The organism is Acinetobacter sp. OYA S30 (genome assembly GCF_033599315.1).
Taxonomy (GTDB): Bacteria; Pseudomonadota; Gammaproteobacteria; order Pseudomonadales; family Moraxellaceae; genus Acinetobacter; species Acinetobacter baumannii.
Genome location: NZ_JAWVAV010000029.1, coordinates 14,140 through 31,755, shown reverse-complemented (window position 1 = coordinate 31,755; position 17,616 = coordinate 14,140). Strand labels below are relative to the sequence as shown.

Annotated in this window: 19 protein-coding genes; 7 read left to right on the top strand and 12 right to left on the bottom strand. The window is 39.6% G+C overall.

Annotation, left to right across the window (positions count from 1 at the left end; all coding sequences use genetic code 11):
- Positions 1-237 precede the first annotated feature (237 nt).
- Positions 238-1,197: a LysR family transcriptional regulator gene (locus tag R5R67_RS13920; protein WP_000423281.1), complete on the top strand. Its 960-nt coding sequence runs from the start codon at positions 238-240 to the stop codon at positions 1,195-1,197.
- 49 nt (positions 1,198-1,246) lie between these two features.
- Here R5R67_RS13920 and R5R67_RS13915 read toward each other — a convergent pair whose 3' ends face one another.
- From R5R67_RS13915 to R5R67_RS13885, 7 genes are all read right to left on the bottom strand, one after another.
- The gene (locus tag R5R67_RS13915) at positions 1,247-2,128 is read right to left on the bottom strand and encodes a transporter (protein WP_009520502.1); all 882 of its coding nucleotides are present in this window, start codon (positions 2,126-2,128) and stop codon (positions 1,247-1,249) included.
- Between the two features lie 185 nt (positions 2,129-2,313).
- Positions 2,314-3,375 (bottom strand): NADH:ubiquinone reductase (Na(+)-transporting) subunit F, encoded by a 1,062-nt coding sequence (locus R5R67_RS13910; protein WP_009520482.1) that lies wholly within the window; start codon positions 3,373-3,375, stop codon positions 2,314-2,316.
- Positions 3,376-3,389: 14 nt separating this feature from the next.
- On the bottom strand, positions 3,390-3,752 hold the full coding sequence (locus R5R67_RS13905; protein ID WP_004887996.1) for a phenol hydroxylase subunit P4: 363 nt from the start codon (positions 3,750-3,752) through the stop codon (positions 3,390-3,392).
- A 59-nt stretch (positions 3,753-3,811) separates the two neighbouring features.
- On the bottom strand, positions 3,812-5,338 hold the full coding sequence (locus R5R67_RS13900; protein WP_009520440.1) for an aromatic/alkene/methane monooxygenase hydroxylase/oxygenase subunit alpha: 1,527 nt from the start codon (positions 5,336-5,338) through the stop codon (positions 3,812-3,814).
- Between the two features lie 45 nt (positions 5,339-5,383).
- Entirely contained in the window at positions 5,384-5,650 is a 267-nt protein-coding gene (locus R5R67_RS13895; RefSeq protein WP_009520431.1) for an MmoB/DmpM family protein, read from the bottom strand.
- Between the two features lie 11 nt (positions 5,651-5,661).
- On the bottom strand, positions 5,662-6,663 hold the full coding sequence (locus tag R5R67_RS13890; protein WP_009520435.1) for an aromatic/alkene monooxygenase hydroxylase subunit beta: 1,002 nt from the start codon (positions 6,661-6,663) through the stop codon (positions 5,662-5,664).
- 20 nt (positions 6,664-6,683) lie between these two features.
- Entirely contained in the window at positions 6,684-6,971 is a 288-nt protein-coding gene (locus R5R67_RS13885) for a phenol hydroxylase subunit (RefSeq protein ID WP_000193472.1), read from the bottom strand.
- A gap of 369 nt (positions 6,972-7,340) precedes the next feature.
- On the opposite strand from R5R67_RS13885, the gene mobR reads away from it, so the two are divergent.
- A complete protein-coding gene (gene mobR / locus R5R67_RS13875) occupies positions 7,341-9,011 on the top strand; it encodes a phenol degradation transcriptional regulator MobR (protein ID WP_009520490.1) in 1,671 nt (556 codons plus the stop codon).
- Between the two features lie 57 nt (positions 9,012-9,068).
- Here the strand turns inward: mobR and R5R67_RS13870 are convergent, their stop codons facing one another.
- Positions 9,069-9,269 (bottom strand): heavy-metal-associated domain-containing protein, encoded by a 201-nt coding sequence (locus tag R5R67_RS13870; RefSeq protein ID WP_085943502.1) that lies wholly within the window; start codon positions 9,267-9,269, stop codon positions 9,069-9,071.
- 166 nt (positions 9,270-9,435) lie between these two features.
- Between R5R67_RS13870 and R5R67_RS13865 the strand changes: the two genes are divergently transcribed.
- The 3 genes from R5R67_RS13865 (at position 9,436) to R5R67_RS13855 (ending at position 12,819) form a co-directional block, all read left to right on the top strand.
- Positions 9,436-11,907, top strand: coding sequence for a heavy metal translocating P-type ATPase (locus R5R67_RS13865; RefSeq protein WP_009520464.1), 2,472 nt, complete (start codon positions 9,436-9,438; stop codon positions 11,905-11,907).
- Between the two features lie 75 nt (positions 11,908-11,982).
- On the top strand, positions 11,983-12,384 hold the full coding sequence (cueR, locus tag R5R67_RS13860; RefSeq protein WP_001020650.1) for a Cu(I)-responsive transcriptional regulator: 402 nt from the start codon (positions 11,983-11,985) through the stop codon (positions 12,382-12,384).
- A 27-nt stretch (positions 12,385-12,411) separates the two neighbouring features.
- Positions 12,412-12,819, top strand: coding sequence for a GFA family protein (locus tag R5R67_RS13855; RefSeq protein WP_009520428.1), 408 nt, complete (start codon positions 12,412-12,414; stop codon positions 12,817-12,819).
- 591 nt (positions 12,820-13,410) lie between these two features.
- Here R5R67_RS13855 and R5R67_RS13850 read toward each other — a convergent pair.
- Positions 13,411-13,767 (bottom strand): four-helix bundle copper-binding protein, encoded by a 357-nt coding sequence (locus R5R67_RS13850; protein WP_001088962.1) that lies wholly within the window; start codon positions 13,765-13,767, stop codon positions 13,411-13,413.
- Positions 13,768-14,245: 478 nt separating this feature from the next.
- On the bottom strand, positions 14,246-14,575 hold the full coding sequence (locus R5R67_RS13845) for a hypothetical protein (RefSeq protein WP_000980496.1): 330 nt from the start codon (positions 14,573-14,575) through the stop codon (positions 14,246-14,248).
- A gap of 440 nt (positions 14,576-15,015) precedes the next feature.
- Here R5R67_RS13845 and R5R67_RS13840 point away from each other — a divergent pair, with 440 nt between their 5' ends.
- Both R5R67_RS13840 and R5R67_RS13835 read left to right on the top strand, forming a co-directional pair.
- A complete protein-coding gene (locus R5R67_RS13840; RefSeq protein ID WP_000253369.1) occupies positions 15,016-15,609 on the top strand; it encodes a LysE family translocator in 594 nt (197 codons plus the stop codon).
- Positions 15,610-15,659: 50 nt separating this feature from the next.
- Complete coding sequence (locus R5R67_RS13835; RefSeq protein WP_000825869.1) at positions 15,660-15,884, top strand: hypothetical protein; 225 nt, start codon at positions 15,660-15,662, stop codon at positions 15,882-15,884.
- Positions 15,885-16,108: 224 nt separating this feature from the next.
- Here R5R67_RS13835 and xseB read toward each other — a convergent pair whose 3' ends face one another.
- Complete coding sequence (gene xseB, locus R5R67_RS13830; RefSeq protein WP_000998195.1) at positions 16,109-16,303, bottom strand: exodeoxyribonuclease VII small subunit; 195 nt, start codon at positions 16,301-16,303, stop codon at positions 16,109-16,111.
- On the bottom strand, positions 16,296-17,558 hold the full coding sequence (gene xseA, locus R5R67_RS13825) for an exodeoxyribonuclease VII large subunit (RefSeq protein WP_001283233.1): 1,263 nt from the start codon (positions 17,556-17,558) through the stop codon (positions 16,296-16,298). Before xseA ends, xseB begins: the two co-directional genes overlap by 8 nt.
- Between the last annotated feature and the right edge of the window lie 58 nt (positions 17,559-17,616).

Sequence of the window (17,616 nt, the reverse complement as noted above, 5' to 3'; positions counted from 1 at the left end):
CTACGATTTAAAAGGTCTTGATATCCTAATATGTCAATGAAGCGTATAAACGCGTCGGGTGTTTAACCGCGAATGGATAAAGATAGATCGAATGTTGGCCAGTATGATTTCAATCGGTGCTATACAAGTGATCTATAACTTCATCGGGTTATTGCTTGTATATACCTTAAAAGAATGGTTAAACTGTGTCTAAGACTGAATTTGCATTTTAATATATCTTAAAGGTATGGAAACCTGATGGAACTAAGACATTTACGGTATTTTGTGGCTGTTGTAGAAGAACAGAGCTTCACCAAGGCAGCCGAAAAATTATTTATTGCTCAACCGCCTTTGAGTCGGCAAATCCAAAATTTGGAAAGTGAGCTTGGAATTCAACTCTTTGAGCGAGGAAGCCGCCCTTTACAGACCACACCAGCAGGGCATTTCTTTTATCAGCACGCTGTTAAACTTTTGTCGAATGCTGAAGAAATAAAAAGTATGACCAAGCGTATTGGTCTCATCGAAAGAAGCATGACCATTGGTTTTGTCGGGTCTTTACTCTATGGTTTGTTGCCTCGAATCATTTATTTATTTCGTCAGCAGCAGCCGCATCTAAATATTCAGCTCATGGAATTAAGTACAACCGAACAGTTACAGGCATTAAAAGAAGGTCGTATTGATGTCGGGTTTGGGCGTTTAAGAATTAGTGATCCTGCCGTGAGACGAATTCTTTTACGTAAAGAGCGTTTGGTCGTTGCCGCGCATACCAGTCATCCAATTGCACAGCGCACAGAAGGGGTATATCTGGCCGATTTGATTGATGAAAAGATGTTTATGTATCCCACTTCACCGAAACCCAATTTTTCGACCCAGCTTTTAAATATTTTTGCCGAACATAGTTTGGTTCCCAAAAATATGCATGAGATACGGGAAATTCAATTGGCTTTGGGCTTAGTCGCAGCGGGGGAAGGGATCTGCATTATTCCAGCAAGTGCTGATACCATTCGATTTCCACACTTAAACTATATTCCGATTTTAGATAACGGCGCGGTCAGCCCAATTTTTATTACTGCACGGGCAATGGACCGAAGTGAAGACTTACAATCATTGTTCGATTGTATTTATCAGGTTTATGACTTGGAAGGGATACCTTATCAGCGAACTGTTTTTACACTTGACCAGAACCCGATAGATGATTCAAATGGTATCGACTCTTAAATAAGGGAGGTGCATAGCCTCAAAGGTTGAAGCTATGCGTTGATGTGTTTTAGAAAGCCCAAATTAATTTTAGCCAGCTGGTATGGCCTTCGGGGCGATATTCGACTTCGGTTTCTTTTAGAAATTTGGCTTCAATAGACCAATTCTTATCGGCATATTGAATGCCTGGCCCAATTGCAAAAGCCTGTCCTTTAAACCCAATGTCACTTCCGTTTACTTTGTCATCTGTGGTTTGTTTAAAGGCATAGCCTTCAACTGCAACTTTGAGTTTTGGGTTAATGCGATAACCCAAGCTATAGTCACCCGCAATGTATTGTCCAGACTGGTAGTCGGTCGCGTCATTACGCGTATTCCAGCTATAAGACAATTTAGTAGATAGATCTAAACCTGCCGCGTTGGCATAACTATAGGCAATAATTGGTCGAATGGTGTGATAGTTTTTCCCGAGATTGGCTTCAACTGGATGTGTCGCACTTGGAGTGTCATATTCACCTGTCCCGAGCACAGTTTCTAGGGCTGCAATCCAGTGATGATTTCCTTGATGCCAGCCGAGCATGCCACCCAAAATCAAGTCTCCGAGACCTTGGTTTGAGTCAGCCATTCCATTTATTTTAAGCCTTTGATAAACCAATGGTTGGGCTGCATAAAAACCGAGTTGTCCATCCATAATTTTTTGATCGGTCATCCAGACCAACCGCGGAACTAAGGCGTTGACATCAACATGGAACTGATCGGGACCATTTTGAAACTCTGATGCGTGATAATTTTGATAATAACCGAGTAGATAAACCCCAGCAGGCGGTAGGGCACCCGCCATCATACCTTCGGCACCTAAGGCAAAAGAGTCTGAGCCGTTTTCTGTCGCAAATGCAGAAGGAAGGTAAAGGGCGCTGATTACACCACATATGATTGCAGCAATTTTGTTATTCATAGAATGTCCTATTCTGTGTTGTTTGGCTTGTCACTAAAAAAACGTTATTCCTTAACGGTCTTTAAAAATTTGAGTCTATTTAACCTGTAAATTTTGAATACAGAACTCTTGTGAGCTTTGTATTGGTTTTCTAAATTGCAAATACAAAGCTCATTTGAAAAAGTGGATTGTTGAATAATTTATTTTTAAATATGTTTGAATAAAGCAGAACGCGATTGTCCAGCAGCACCATCGGCTGCACTTAAGAAGCGTTCAGTGTGAATGTCTCGTTCGAATAAGCGACTTTGCATGAGTATTGAAATTGCCGAGTCGATCATGATGGGTGGGCCGCACAAATACGCTTTGTGTCCACCACATCGATTTTCAAAATAATCTGCAACGGCCTCGTGCACAAATCCGGTAAATCCAGTCCATTGGTCTTCTGCTTTTGGTGCATTGAGAGCAGGGATATAGCGGAAGTTCGGATAGTCTTTTACGAGCTGTTCAAACAATTCTCGGTTGTATAGTTCTGCCAAGTCTCGTGCTCCTTGGAAGAGGTAAATCGTGCGACTATCTCCGGACTCAAGTAAATCTAAAATCATCGATTGTGGACTTGAAAGACCTGAGCCACCTGCAATGAAAATGGCATTTTGATCATCTGATTTGCGTACAAAAAATTGACCATAAGGGCCTGAAATATCAAGTTGATCACCTGTGGCAAGCTGTTCATGTACATAAGTCGTCGCTGCACCGCCTTCAACTTTACGAATATGCAGCTCAACGATGCCGACTTCACTTGGTGAATTGGCAATTGAAAATGCACGAGTTCCTTCAATGTTTGGAAATTGGACATTGATATATTGGCCAGCTTGGAACTCAATTGGGCGATCTAGTTGTAGTCGGATTCCTTTAATGGTTGGCGACAGGTCTTTTATTTCAATGACAGTTGCTTGATAGTCTTGAACCAAATGACCTAAGAAATCTGGGTCTTCATCGACATCGGCCTCAATAACCATGTCAGACTGTGGTTTGCAGCAGCAGGCAAGCACCTTATTTTCATCGCGTTCAATATCCATGAGCGCAAATGGTGAAGCTTCACCAACATCGTAAAAACCGTCGGTGACTTGAACCTTGCATGTCCCGCAAGTACCGTGACCACAAGCAAAGGGTAACCAAACGCCTTGACGTAAAGCGGCGTCTAAAATGGTCTGGTCTTCTTCTACTTCAATCGTTGTTCCGATCGGTTCAATGGTGACTTGATAACTCATGACACACCTCCGAATTAAACGTAGCTGTCGTTATAGCCATTTAACTCTGGCGTAACGAAACGAAGTAATGACTTATGCCCAAAACCAAGCTCTACCAAAGTTTTTGTACTCTCAGGACTAATTGTTTGACTATCTAAGGTGTATTGCACTTTTGACCAATCAATTTTGGAAAAATCTGGATGTTGGGCAAAACCACCTGTAATTTGTTGCTCAATCAACTGTCCAAAAGTTTGTTGAGGCGAGGCAAGCATGGCATGTGCCGAGCAAAAAAGGGTGTGATGATCCCAACCCACGTAAAGTAAGAATTGATCGCCATAATTTTTTTGCAGATCAAGCGGTTCAAATTGATAGTTGTTGTGTATCGCGCGAACAGTCATGTTCAATCTCCTTATTTCCTATCAGGCAGCTTGATGACTGCCTGAACAATTCCTTGTGCTTAAGCTGCGTTGCCTTTCCATTTTTTCCAGCGCTGTTGGTCTGGAGAACCTTCAATATCCAGATTGTCGGCACCGACATTCATGCGGTAATAATCGCGGAGCATGGTTTCGAGGTCACCGCCACCACAGTTACCTTGCAAAATTTGATTTACAGGTAGCCATGCTTGTATATATTTCTCAGGCTCGCGTTCGAAAATGTCATGACAACCATCTGAACAGGTGTGGTAGCGTTCGCCTTGGTAGATGCTATGGCGATAACTAAACTGAGTCGGATCATCGCCCATTTCGGTAAAGGTCATTGGAATCTGACAAACCTGACAAAGCTGTGGTAAACCTGCGCTATAGAAGCGTTTACCTTCAGCTTCCATTTTGCGAGCCAACTCCCATTTTGGACGGTAGTATTTATCGAAAGTGTCTGGATATTTAGCAGATAACCAATCCATTTCTTCGTCGGTTGGAATCCAAGTATGGAAACCGGCAGCATGACCAAAGTTATAGAAAATCCACCATGCTTGATGTGAGACATGCTCTTTTTCTTTCACAATCACATCGCTATATTTCGGCATACGAATGCCATAACGGCTTAAATCTTTAAATAACGCACCGCCTGCCTGTTCAAAATAAACTTCCCAAGCTTCTTTCCACGACATCACTTTATTTGGCAGCATGTAATCCATCATCATGCCCACAATTGAAAGCAAACGCGTCCCACGCCAGAACCATTTATCAATCCATTCCTGCACAATCGGTACGTTATCTTCATGCTGTTCGAGCAAGAATTTTACGATTTCAAGACCAAGCGTCATATGACGAGCTTCATCTGACTGCGCACTAAAACCAAAGGTCACGGTTGCCATATCGCCGTTATAAGCTGCACCCGACATAAACGGCACAAATAGCAAATTGGTAAGTACATATTCAAAAGCAAAACTAATCGCTAATAAAAATTCGAAAGGTCCGGCAGAACGGGCATCTTCAAAAAATGATTTAGGCACAGACAAATACCAAACGCGGTCATGCATATGTGCCCAGTCCTGAAAACCATCAAAGAACTTGTTGTAATGGCTCATGGCATGAATTTGAGTCTGTACATGACGCAGCTCATCAATTGACTGCATCTGAGAAGCAATACGTGCTCCAATACCACTAAACTGGCGACCTACATGGGCATAGCCTTGATAGGCCTGATATTCAAGTGGGGTCACCGCTGTTAAAAAGAGTTTGATCGCATTTAAGTAACGTTCATTGCTGACATTCATCTGACCATTATTTTGAGCAAAGGCATCAAAAATGGCATAAAGTTTTTTCTCTTTTTCTGCCTGATATTTCCAGTAAGCATCCATGGTTAAACGGAATGGATCTTCCCATTTAGACCAGTCTGTAATTTTGATACCTTCAAATTCTTCATAAGGAAAGGCGTCTTTACGGTCAGCATAGGAAAAGTCCCAGTCCAGATCACGCGTTAATGCACGATAACGATCTTTCGCATTTAACTTTTTGCTGGTTTCTTTCGTTTGATTTGTCATGATTGATCATCCTTAAATCTTTGTTAAACAACATCTATGTTGTGATTAATTCCAGTGAAGCCGGAAAGTATTGTCATCTTCTTCGACGTTGCCACCCAGCGTAATCATGTTGAGTTGTAACGATTGGATGTCCCAATCTTGGCCTAGTTTTTCAGAAACGGTTTCGGCTTTAATGACCAAATCAGTTTCACTTTCAATTCGGATCATGGCGGGTAAATATTGAATTGAAGCTTCTGGGTTATCTTCTTCAATCGCTTCGATGATGTAGCGTGAAGTATCGTTGTCTTGTAATGCGAGATAGACTTTAGTCATGTTGCTGCTCCTTAAGCATTTGCCAGTTCAGGTTGTAGGCCGAGTTTTTTTGCGCGTTCAATAACGGCATGTTCTGCTTGATTGACTGCATCTGCTGATAAGGCTGCTGTTGCCCACGTTGTAAAAGCTGCTTTTACTTGAGTTAAAGACTGAGTGAACCATTCATTTAATAGCTGTTTGTTGTGATCGGATTCTGCTGCCGCAGTTTTAATGACGGTGTCTGACCACTTACGTAAATCACCTAAAGTATCTTTCATAAACTCGGTCAACATGGCTAAGTCACGAGCATTTTGAGTGACTAACCACTGATCAAACTGTTGATAAACAAGCTCTGTCACAAAGCCGTCAATCACAAGGTTCTGTAATAAGAAAAGTTTGAAGTAATCTTGCTCGGTGAGACTTTCTTCACACAGACGGCGTAAGCCTTGCCATGCAGGATGTTGCATCCAAGCCAGTTTTGCCTGTTGTAATGAATTGCCGCTATTACCATCTAAAGCTAGACCAATGCGTGAGATGTACTGCGCTATCCCTAAATGATCCATTGCCGCATAAATACAAGCTTGGGTAAGTACCGTGCCATATCCATAGGCACTGCCAGACATCATGTGTAAGTTTGCAGTTTGTTCAACGTGGCGAAATGGCAATAAGCACTCAATGACCTTAGCTTTGACTTCATCAGACAGATGTTCTGCAAGCTGACGTTTTTCAAAAAAAGCAAAATTACTTTCTGCAGTGTCTTGTAAACGTGCACGGTGCTGAACATAAGTTCCATAATAGAATTGACGTGGATCTTTAAATGCATACCAGTCTTGCATTTGCAGGGCAGTATGGGTTTTGTCATTTAAAGTCTTTTCAGGTTTCCACAAAGGACGATAGTGAAAGTTAGTTTCTGCCTGTACATCGAAACTTACTTCTTGATATCGAGTTGCTGGCTTACTGCCAAATCGTCTTTCGATATAGGCATAGTTCTGGCGGATGGGTTCGACATTTGAAGTTTTGATTTCTAAAGTCATGGCTTTATCTCCTTATATTTTTACATCAGATCATCTTGATCGTTGCTATTACGTTGCGTGCCGACTAAGGTTGCTTCAGTCCCATAGCGCCATTTTTCTTCCTGAGCATCATTAAAAGCTTGTTGCTCTTGGGTCATTTCAACTACTTGATTGGTCTTACAAAAATCATTAAATGCATGTTTAGGCAAAACCAGTTCTACAAATAGACTTGGGTCGTGAATGGCAAAATCGAATTCGATAAACTCTGCGTTTAAGTCACCAGTGACCCGAATATATTTGGTTAATGCTTCGACTTGAGGTTGCGTCATGCTGTACTCCATCAAGACATGGTCTTGAAATTGATGAATGCTCCTTGCTCTCGCTATAAGCTTTACAAAAGCTATGCCAACTTTATTTTTATAATTAAAAACAATTGGTTAGTATTTTTATTAAAAGTGCAGCATTTTTAAAATTCACCATTTCATGAATTTTTTTGAATGGTGAAATAGAGATATTCATGATTTGATGAAGAGGGCCGTAAAAATTTATTTTTAGAATGTTTGAGGCTTTAAATGGAGAGATTTAGAAATACTTTTTTAGTATGAAGTTATGTCTTTAAGGTACTAGGACATTTATCAGGTTCTTCGATAAGATGAGATAACACCTAAATGTGTTTAATGGATTAAAACAGATCACTCATGGCTCGAGTAAAATACGATACAACGGGACGATACGCAGATCATCCGCAAGAAATTCATGATTTGCTGTCTAAACTGCACTTTGATACTGCCCACGGCCAAATCTGGTTTGATGAATATCGAATGCTGCTTTTACACACCAGCATTATGGGATATTTGCGTAAAGACTTAGCGCACATGATTGGGCTTGAGCGGACCAAGCGTTTCTTTATTCGTTTAGGGTATCAAGCTGGGTTAAAAGATGCAGAAGTTACAACAAAAATGCGTCCCGATTTAAATGAACACGATGCTTTTATGGCGGGTCCACAAATGCACGCCATTCGTGGAATGGTACAAGTACAGGCCAATCAGCTCAATTTAAGCCACGATAAAAAACAATTTTATGCCGATTTAAACTGGCTTAACTCTTTTGAAGCTGATGTGCATTTAGAGCATTTTGGTCCGAGTGATGTACCTTCATGTTGGATGTTACTTGGCTATGCATGCGGATATAGCAGTTTTGCGACGGGCATGACCATTATTTATCAAGAAATAGAGTGTAAGGCTTGTGGCGATGAGCATTGCCGTATTATCGGTAAGCCTTTAGAAGAGTGGGAAAATGCAGATGAGCTGATTCAGTTCATGTCACCCGAACCTATGGAAAAAGAACTGATTGCGTTGCAGTCTGAACTTTTTGAGCTTAAAAAATCAATTTATAGCGATAGTGAAGCCGATTACCAATTATTTAGTTCTGTGGGTAAGTCAGCATCTTATAAACAGGTCTGTGCATTATTAACAAAGGCGGCAGGTTCGAAAGTTTCTATTTTGCTACAAGGCGAAACAGGCGTTGGTAAAGAAGCTTTTGCACGAGGTGTCCATGAAAATAGCCAAAGGAAAGACCAACCTTTTGTTGCGGTAAACTGTGCAGCGATTCCACCAGAGTTAATTGAGTCTGAATTATTCGGGGTAGAAAAGGGTGCTTATACAGGAGCGCATCAATCTCGCTTGGGTAAGTTTGAACGAGCCAACGGTGGTACGATTTTTTTAGATGAAGTGATTGAGCTTTCTCCTCGTGCACAAGCAGCACTATTACGCATTTTGCAGGAAGGTGAATTTGAGCGAGTAGGAGATTCACAGACACGTATTTTAGATGTCCGTGTAATTACAGCAACCAATGAAGATCTTGAGCAGGCTGTAAAAACAGGGCGATTTCGGGCAGATTTATATTATCGCTTAAATATTTTCCCAGTGCAGATTCCGCCTTTGCGAGAGCGCCGTGAAGACATTCCTTTATTGGTTGAACACTTTCTTCATCGCTTTGAAAAAATGTACGGCAAAACCATTCAGGGTGTAAGTGAAAAGACCAAAGTTTTTATGCAGCAATATGAATGGCCAGGCAATATTCGCGAGTTGGAAAATTTATTAGAAAGGGCGGTTTTATTAACGGACGATCAGCAACTGATAAAGTTAAATGCCATTTTCCCACAGATTAAGCATGACCCAGAGCAGGCTGTAGCTGTTAAAACTGACTTTGAGCAATTATTACAGGCAGAGTTTAATTTAGAAGAACACGAAAAGCAGTTAATTTTAACAGCCTTAAAAAAAGCCAATCATAATGTGTCTGAAGCGGCACGTTTATTAGGGCTAACTCGGGCAGCACTGGATTATCGAATTAAAAAATTTCAGCTTTGAGTCAATATCAATAAGCTCAAAAATAAAGGCCTAACTTTAAACGTTAGGCCTTATCGACTATTGCACTTTCGCTGGGAAACCATCTTCTTCAAGTGCTTCGGTAATTTTATCGATACTTTCACTGCTTTCAACAGTCACAATTTTGCTCGCTAAGTCTACATCTACTTTTGCATTTGGATCGATGTCCTGAATCGTTGCTGTCACACCACGTGCGCAGCCACTACAAGTCATATTTTCAATAAGTAGTTTCATATTCATACTCCATCAAGAATGAGATGTTTGTTTGGATAACATTGAGTCTAAACCTTGTCATGATTGTAAGGTCAAGACCAAATTTTTAAAAAAATATGCTTGACCTTCCCATGATGGGAATCTGTATGCTCAATACAGAATATTAAATTTTGCAGATTTGCAGAGGTGTTTGATGGACTCAAAAACCACAAAATTGCCAGCATATAGTGAAACACTTCCAATCGAAGGCATGACTTGTGCCTCCTGTGTAGGACGTGTCGAAAAAGCACTTAAGAAAGTTGAAAATATAGAAATTGCTAACGTTAATTTGGCAACAGAGAAAGCTGTTGTTTATTCCAATCAACCGATTCAGCGCGAAGCACTGGTTAAAGCAGTTGAACGAGCAGGTTATGATGTTCCAAAAGCTGCGCCAGTGGAGTTGTCTATTGAGGGCATGACCTGTGCATCTTGTGTTGCACGTGTTGAAAAAGCCCTCAAAAAAGTAGACGGCGTTCAAGAGGCAACCGTCAACTTGGCAACAGAGCAGGCTTGGGTACAGGCAGATAATTCAGTCAATGTTGAAGACTTAATTCGTGCTGTTAAAAAAGCAGGTTATGACGCGAAAGCATCTGAAAAAAATCAAGATGAGCAACTCGATAAAAAAGCTTCAGAGTTAGATCAGCTTAAAAAAGATCTGATCATTTCGATTGTGTTAGCCTTACCTGTGTTTATTTTGGAAATGGGTTCACATCTCATTCCAGCTTTTCACATGTGGGTCATGCACACCATTGGTCAATACAATAGCTGGCTTTTACAGTTTGTTTTGACCACATTAGTACTCGTTTTTCCTGGTCGCCGTTTTTACCAAAAAGGGATTCCAGCCTTATGGCGTTTGGCGCCAGATATGAACTCGCTGGTCGCTGTTGGAACTTTAGCTGCCTACAGTTTCTCAGTCGTGGCAACCTTTATGCCGCAGGTTTTACCACAAGGCACGGTCAATGTTTACTTTGAAGCGGCTGCTGTAATTGTCAGTTTAATTTTACTCGGACGTTATTTTGAAGCCAAAGCTAAAGGGCGTACTTCACAAGCGATTCAACATTTAGTGGGAATGCAACCCAAAACAGCTCGTATTCAGCGTAATGGGCAAATAGTGGAAGTTGCTGTTGCTGAAGTGGTCAGTGGGACTATTGTAGAAATTCGTCCGGGTGAGCGTGTGCCAGTCGATGGTGAGGTGGTTGAAGGGCACAGCTATATTGATGAATCTATGATTACGGGTGAGCCTGTTCCTGTTGAAAAAATAATAGGGCAACAAGTAGTTGGGGGTACATTTAATCAAAACGGTACTCTAAACATTCGGGCAACCGCTGTTGGTTCTTCGTCTGTACTTTCACAAATTATTCGCATGGTTGAGCAAGCCCAAGGTTCTAAACTTCCGATTCAGGGCTTAGTCGATAAAGTCACTATGTGGTTTGTACCGGCTGTCATGCTAATTGCTGCAATTACTTTCTTGGTTTGGTTTATTTTTGGGCCAGAGCCTGCGCTAACTTTTGGCTTGGTGAATGCTGTTGCGGTACTGATTATTGCTTGTCCTTGTGCGATGGGGCTTGCAACACCAACTTCTATTATGGTCGGTACTGGACGTGGTGCTGAGCTAGGTGTCTTGTTCCGTAAAGGTGAAGCTTTGCAGCTTTTACAAGAAGCGCAAGTCGTTGCCGTTGATAAAACGGGTACACTCACCGAAGGTAAACCGACACTGACAGACTTTAATGTGCAATCTGGCTTTGAACGTAACCAAGTGCTGACTTTAGTTGCCTCAGTCGAAGCCAAGTCTGAACATCCAATTGCTTTAGCTATTGTGCAAGCAGCAGAAAGTGAAGGCATAAACTTATTACCAGTAACAGCATTTAACTCGATTACAGGTTCAGGTATTGAAGCGGAAGTTTCAGGTCAAAAAGTACAAATTGGCGCAGACCGTTATATGCACCAACTTGGTTTAGACACCAGCTCATTCCAAGCGATTGCTGCTCAGTTAGGTGAAGAAGGCAAAACACCACTCTATGTTGCCATTGACCAGCAACTTGCAGCAATTATTGCCGTGGCAGACCCAATTAAAGAAACAACCTATGCTGCGATTGAGGCCTTACATAAATTAGGTCTCAAAGTGGCCATGATTACAGGAGACAACCGTCATACGGCGCAAGCAATTGCCAAAAAGCTGAACATTGATGAAGTCGTGGCCGAGGTTTTACCCGAAGGCAAAGTGGATACAGTTCGCCAACTGCAAGAACAGTATGGTCGTTTGGCTTTTGTTGGTGATGGTATTAACGATGCACCAGCCTTGGCGCAAGCAGATGTCGGTTTAGCCATTGGTACAGGAACAGATGTTGCTATTGAAGCTGCCGATGTGGTGCTGATGTCAGGTAGTTTAAAAGGCGTACCGAACGCAATTGCGCTAAGTAAAGCAACTATGCGAAACATACGTCAAAACCTGTTCTGGGCATTTGTATATAACGTAGCTCTAATTCCAATTGCAGCAGGTGCCTTATATCCAGCATTTGGTGTGTTACTTTCACCGATGTTTGCAGCAGGTGCGATGGCACTTTCTTCGGTCTTTGTTTTAGGCAATGCGTTACGCTTAAAACGTTTTCATGCGCCAGTACAGTAAGCGTGCTGAAAATCAACTTTTGGTTTAAGATCATGACAGCAGGTCTTAAACCAAATTTAGTATTTGAGGTGTGAGATGAATATCGGTCAGGCATCCAAACATTCGGGTATTTCGGCGAAAATGATTCGCTACTATGAAGAAATCGGTTTACTTGAAGCAGCTCAGCGTTCTGCTTCTGGCTATCGTATTTATTCAGAAACAGACCTTAAAACTTTAAACTTTTTAAAACATGCCAGAGAGTTAGGTTTTTCATCCGAACAGATGAAAGAGCTTATTTCGCTTTGGAAAAATACCGATCGGCATAGTGCAGAGGTGAAAGCTTTAACCGTAAAACACATTGCCGAATTAAAGCAAAAAATTGCTCATTTACAGGAAATGGTTAATATTTTGCAGGCTTCAGCTGATGATTGCTGTGGTGACCAGCAGGCTTCGTGTGCGATTTTAGACCACATTGAAAAAGGTGTAGGCGTAAGTTAAACCTTATAAAAATAAAAAGGAAAAATCATGGCTTATTCAGTTTCTTGTCTTTGTAATGGGATTCAACTTCGTATTAATGCCGAATTAGAACCCATCATGGTTTGTCACTGTAAGCAATGCCAAAAAGCACAAGGGGCTGCTTTTGCGGCCATCACTCAAGTACAAAAAAGCGATTTAGAGATTGTACAGGGGGAAAATCTTTTGCAAGCGTATTTTGCATCGCTTAATAAAAAGAGAGTGTTCTGTAAAACCTGCGGTTCACCTCTCTGGAGTGAACGTTTAGATAAACCTGATGTGGTGCGTTTAAGGGTAGGGCTCATTAATGAAGAAATATCCACGCCAGTCATCTCTCATGCTTTTGTCAATTCACAAGTGAAGTGGTATCCAATTTGTGATACGGCTCGCCAGTACCCAAATGGCGTCGAAAACCCTTGAAATATGAAGGTTTGAAGTATTTTATTCATTTGTAAAAAAACGTGAACAGCACTAGCCATGAATAAATAATGTGCTATAAATGTATTTAAGGTAATCGTAATATCTCCTCGATCCACAGGGAAACTTGGGACAGGGCAAAAGATACGATAAGACCTTATAAACAGCTAGCAAAGAGCAAATAAAAATGGATAGACACATTTTTTGAGTGCTCAACGTTGCAAAAAAGCCCGTGAAACGGGCTTTTTTAATGCCTATGAAAAGTTATTTCTAAGTGTGGGATAGCTTATGTTTTTAAACTATTTAAGAAAAAGTAATGTAAAAATAATAAAATATTTCAAATATACAGACTATTCTGTATTGCAATTTATTTTTATTAAGGGTACATTTAGTTAACGGTTTAAAGTTCAAGCTTAATAATGAACTCATGGTCGTTGTGGGAGATCTAAGAGCCTGCATTTTCCCCAAGATGCGGGTTTTTTTTATGCCTAAAAAAGTAATGACTCATCTGATCTAAAAATTTAATTCTTTGTTCTATAAAGTTTAAAAACCTACGAATGTAATAGGCCGTAGGTTTCTAAGCACGTCTAAAAATTAAGCACGATATGCCTGACAAGCTTGAGCACATGCTAAACATGCTTTTGCACAAACCTGGCAATGCTCATGTTCGTGTTTACTACACTCAGCTGCACATAGTTGACATGCATTAGCACATAACTGCATGGCTTGTTCAGCAAGTTCGGAATGTCTTAATTCTAAAGATGTGCATAACTGACAGGTTTCTACACAGGTTAAGCAGTGTTTGATGCACTCACGCATCATATGCACATGCTCTTCTTGTAAACATGCAGAGGCACAATGCTTACAAGCAAACATACATTCAATGCAGGCTTGAATAGAAGTAGATGCTTGATTAAACAGAGATTGATTTGGTTCTTGTGAGCTATTCATTTTAATATTCTCCTTTTGAAAGGCATTATTAAAAAACCGAATATTGTTATCTTTTTTCATTTTATAAAATCATTTTTCCTATCGGGCACTTTGAAATGAAAGATCTACAAATGCTCAATACGAGATTAACCTCGTATAAGAATGTTACAGGTACTTTGTTAGCTAAATTCTAAAAAGACAGTAAAACCTTAAGAAGAGATACCTAAAAACAAAAAATAAAATTTGTTTGGATATAATACTTTTGGCTAATTTTTTAATGTATGAAAATTAGGCAAATTATCAGTGTGAACTTTAAGGGCACACGTAATGGAAAACATTGAACAGTACGCTCACGGAGCTGAGCATGAAGTCCACGTACACTGCAAACGATCATTAAGCACTTTAATACTGAGCTTGTTTGTATTAATTGCAACTGGTCGATAAAGAAAAAGCACCCACGGGTGCTTTTTCTGTATGACTTGACTATGGGAGGATTAAATTAAGAACCTGTAAAGCCGCGGCGCTTTTTGTAGGCTTTACGATCATAAGAGGGAATATTGGACTTTTGAAGATCAATAGCCAATTGTTTTCTGCGTTGAAATTGCACTTCATTTAAAAGCGCATCATAGATTTTAGGTCGGTCAGTTTTAAACTTTTCTACATCCAGTGGAATCTTACTTTCCTCTTTAACAATATACAAAACTGAAACATTGGCATTGGTTTCATATACTGTCCAACCAACCCGTACTGTATAGAGGCCGGTTTTCTGATCCTTTCCTAAATAAGATTTAAAACCATCGGGATGAGGGCGTACATAAGCATTCATCATGCATCCTCCATCAACTATTTAATTCGATGAAAGCGGCGATCAATGAATTGATGGGAACGATACATCTATTCAGTAAAATCACGATTTTCATGTGTATATATATTGATCAATTTGATAATTTCAAGCTCTGTAATTTTTCTTTTTGTGGGATGAAAAACGTGAGAATTTGACTAAAAAAGATACAAAAATAACCACTTCATTTTTATAGATAAATTAAGTCTATTTTTAACTTAAATTTGGTTTTTTTAAAATTTATGTGACGTATTGTGCAAATTTAAAATTGAATAATTTATAGTGAAGCTTGAGTTCATTTTTTATTAATGATTTGATTTTAAAAAATAAAAAATATTTGTAATATTTCTTGTTACAACGATTTTGTCGACAATACAGGATTGTTTTTGACATATTTCGCCTAGCGTAATCAATAGATTTTTTTGCCTATGGTGTCATTTTTATTTATTGGACTTGTAGTCACTATTTTGTTGACTCCAGGACCAACAAATACATTATTAGCCTCGGCTGGCATACAAGCAGGGGTAAAGCATTCTCTTAAGTTGATTCCGGCAGAGGTCATAGGTTACCTGATCGCAATTACCTCATGGGGTGTTTTACTTGAATCGGTGTCTCATTTCATTCCATGGCTTCCAGCCATATTAAAGCTGATGAGTGCGGGCTTTATACTCTATCTTGCTTTTAAACTCTGGATGACATCGTCTGAAGATATTAAGTTAGACCGACCGCTTATTACGCCAAAAGCTTTATTTCTTGCGACACTTTTAAATCCGAAAGCTTTACTTTTTGCTTCAGCGATTTTTCCCCATGCAGCGTGGGAAGTTCCTCATTTATATTTTATTCACATTGTTGTCTTTTTAGCTTTAATTACCCCAATTGCTTTTTTATGGATTATGTTTGGTACAGTATTAATCTCAAATAAAGTCACTTGGTTAAATCAACGTAACTTACAACGTATTGCTGCATTTATTTTAACTTTTTTTGCCATGCCAATCGGCTATTCAGCGATTAGCTCATTTTAGACCTAACAAATTAATTTATATTAAAAAATTTAATATACAGGAGTTGTTTCATGAAGAGATTAAAAGTCGTTATTAAAGATCAGTTTGACCAAGAAAGTATTGCTTTAGCAAAGGTTAGGCCTGCGAACGATCAGAAATTAGAGCTGTATAAAAGTGTAGAGCATATCGAAATTGATGACGATATTATTCTACCGAATATGGATTTACTCTATGAAAATCCAAAAGATGGAAAAATTTATAAATTAGTTGGCCCGTTTAATGAAGATGAATTATAGAGGGGCGAAGAAAAGTTGATTTTTTCATCTGTTTTAGTGTTGCTTAAAATAAAAGCAAACTAACGTATAGACACAATTAAAATCTTGAACACCAAGGGGTCCTTATGGGACTATGTTTCTGCAAAAATGTGACCTAATCCACATTTTTGTATTTCAGGACTAAGTGGTGTTCACTAAGCCCATTTCTTCAATGAGAAGTAGAAATGGGCTTTTTTTATGGAAATTTATTCTTTAAAAGTTTCATCTAAAGCTTGCTGGACTGCTTCAATGCGAGCTTTGCAAGCTTTATAAGCACCAATGGATTCTTCAACAATCTTCATCAAATTATCAATATCCGGGCTTTCCTGAGATTCAAGTAATTCGGCATTTCGCTTTAAAATGTCATGACCTTCTTTAAAAGTCAGTTCTTTATCATTCATTTGGAATTACCTCGGTAATATTAGCGTTAATTGCTCCATCTTGCATATCAACAGTAATGGTAGAGCTAGTGATTTGGTGAATGGAACGAATTGCTTTGCCTTCTGATCTTACAATTGCATAACCTTTTGCTTGAATTTGTTTCGGGTTTTGCAAAAGAATTTCTCGCATAAGAGATTCAGTTTGCGATAGAGAAAATTTAACTTGTTGCTGTGAAACAAATTGAATGCGTTCCTTTATCTGCTCAAGGAACTGGTGAGCTGAATTAAGCTGAGCTTGGGCAGAGGATTTAATATGTTGTAGATATTGATCACTCTTACTTTGGTAGGTCGTAATTTGATGTTGTGACAAGAGTTTGATTGTTTGTAGGTTGTCTACAGCTTCTTGTACACGTTCAACAATATGGTTGCGAATACCCGCAATCACTTTACTTGGAGTATCAAACGAACGGTGTGCAATCTCGTCAAGGATAGTACGATCTTTTTCATGTCCAATACCGACCCAAATCGGCACGCTACGTTTACAGAGTAGGGCGGCAAGCTCATAATCATTTAAGTAAGCTAAGTCATTTACAGCACCACCCCCACGAATAATCACAATCAGGTCGGGTGGAAAGTTAAAATTATTTGCCCATTGTTTTAAACCTGTTGCCAACGACTCCATAAGACTGACGGCAGCCGTATTTCCCTGAAAAGTCGCATTTTGATAAACAAAATGACAAACCTTATTTCTCTCTAAAGCATCTGCATCCTTTTTAAAGTCACCTAAACCCGCAGCATTTTGAGGAGCAATAACTAATACATTTTGTATATCAAAAGGAGTAGGGAGAAGTTTATTCTTATGAATCAAACCTTCTTGCGTTAAACGTTCTACAATTTGTTGATAACGTTTTGCAATTTCTCCAAGTGTAAAACTTGAGTCTATTTCTTCAATATTGACTGAAAATCCATATTGTGGATCGAAACGCGCTCTAATTTTGATTAAAACGTTTAAATCACTAGCTAACTCAATACCTGTTTCACGTTCAAACTTTAGAACAATTTTACTGGCTGAAAATTTCCAGATGGTTGCTTTACAGCTTGCAATGACCTTGTCGGTGTCAGCATCTTTTTCTGCAAGCTCTAAATAATAATGTCCACCTTTAACATTTAAATTCCGAATTTCCGCTCTCACCCATACAGGCTCGTCAAAAGTCAGGCGTATGACTTCCTGCACTGTACCGAGATATTCACTAAGAGAGAGCTGAGGATCAGACATATAAACTATAAATGATGGGTTGAAACTAGATAGTATAAAAGCTACCCAAGCATGGCAA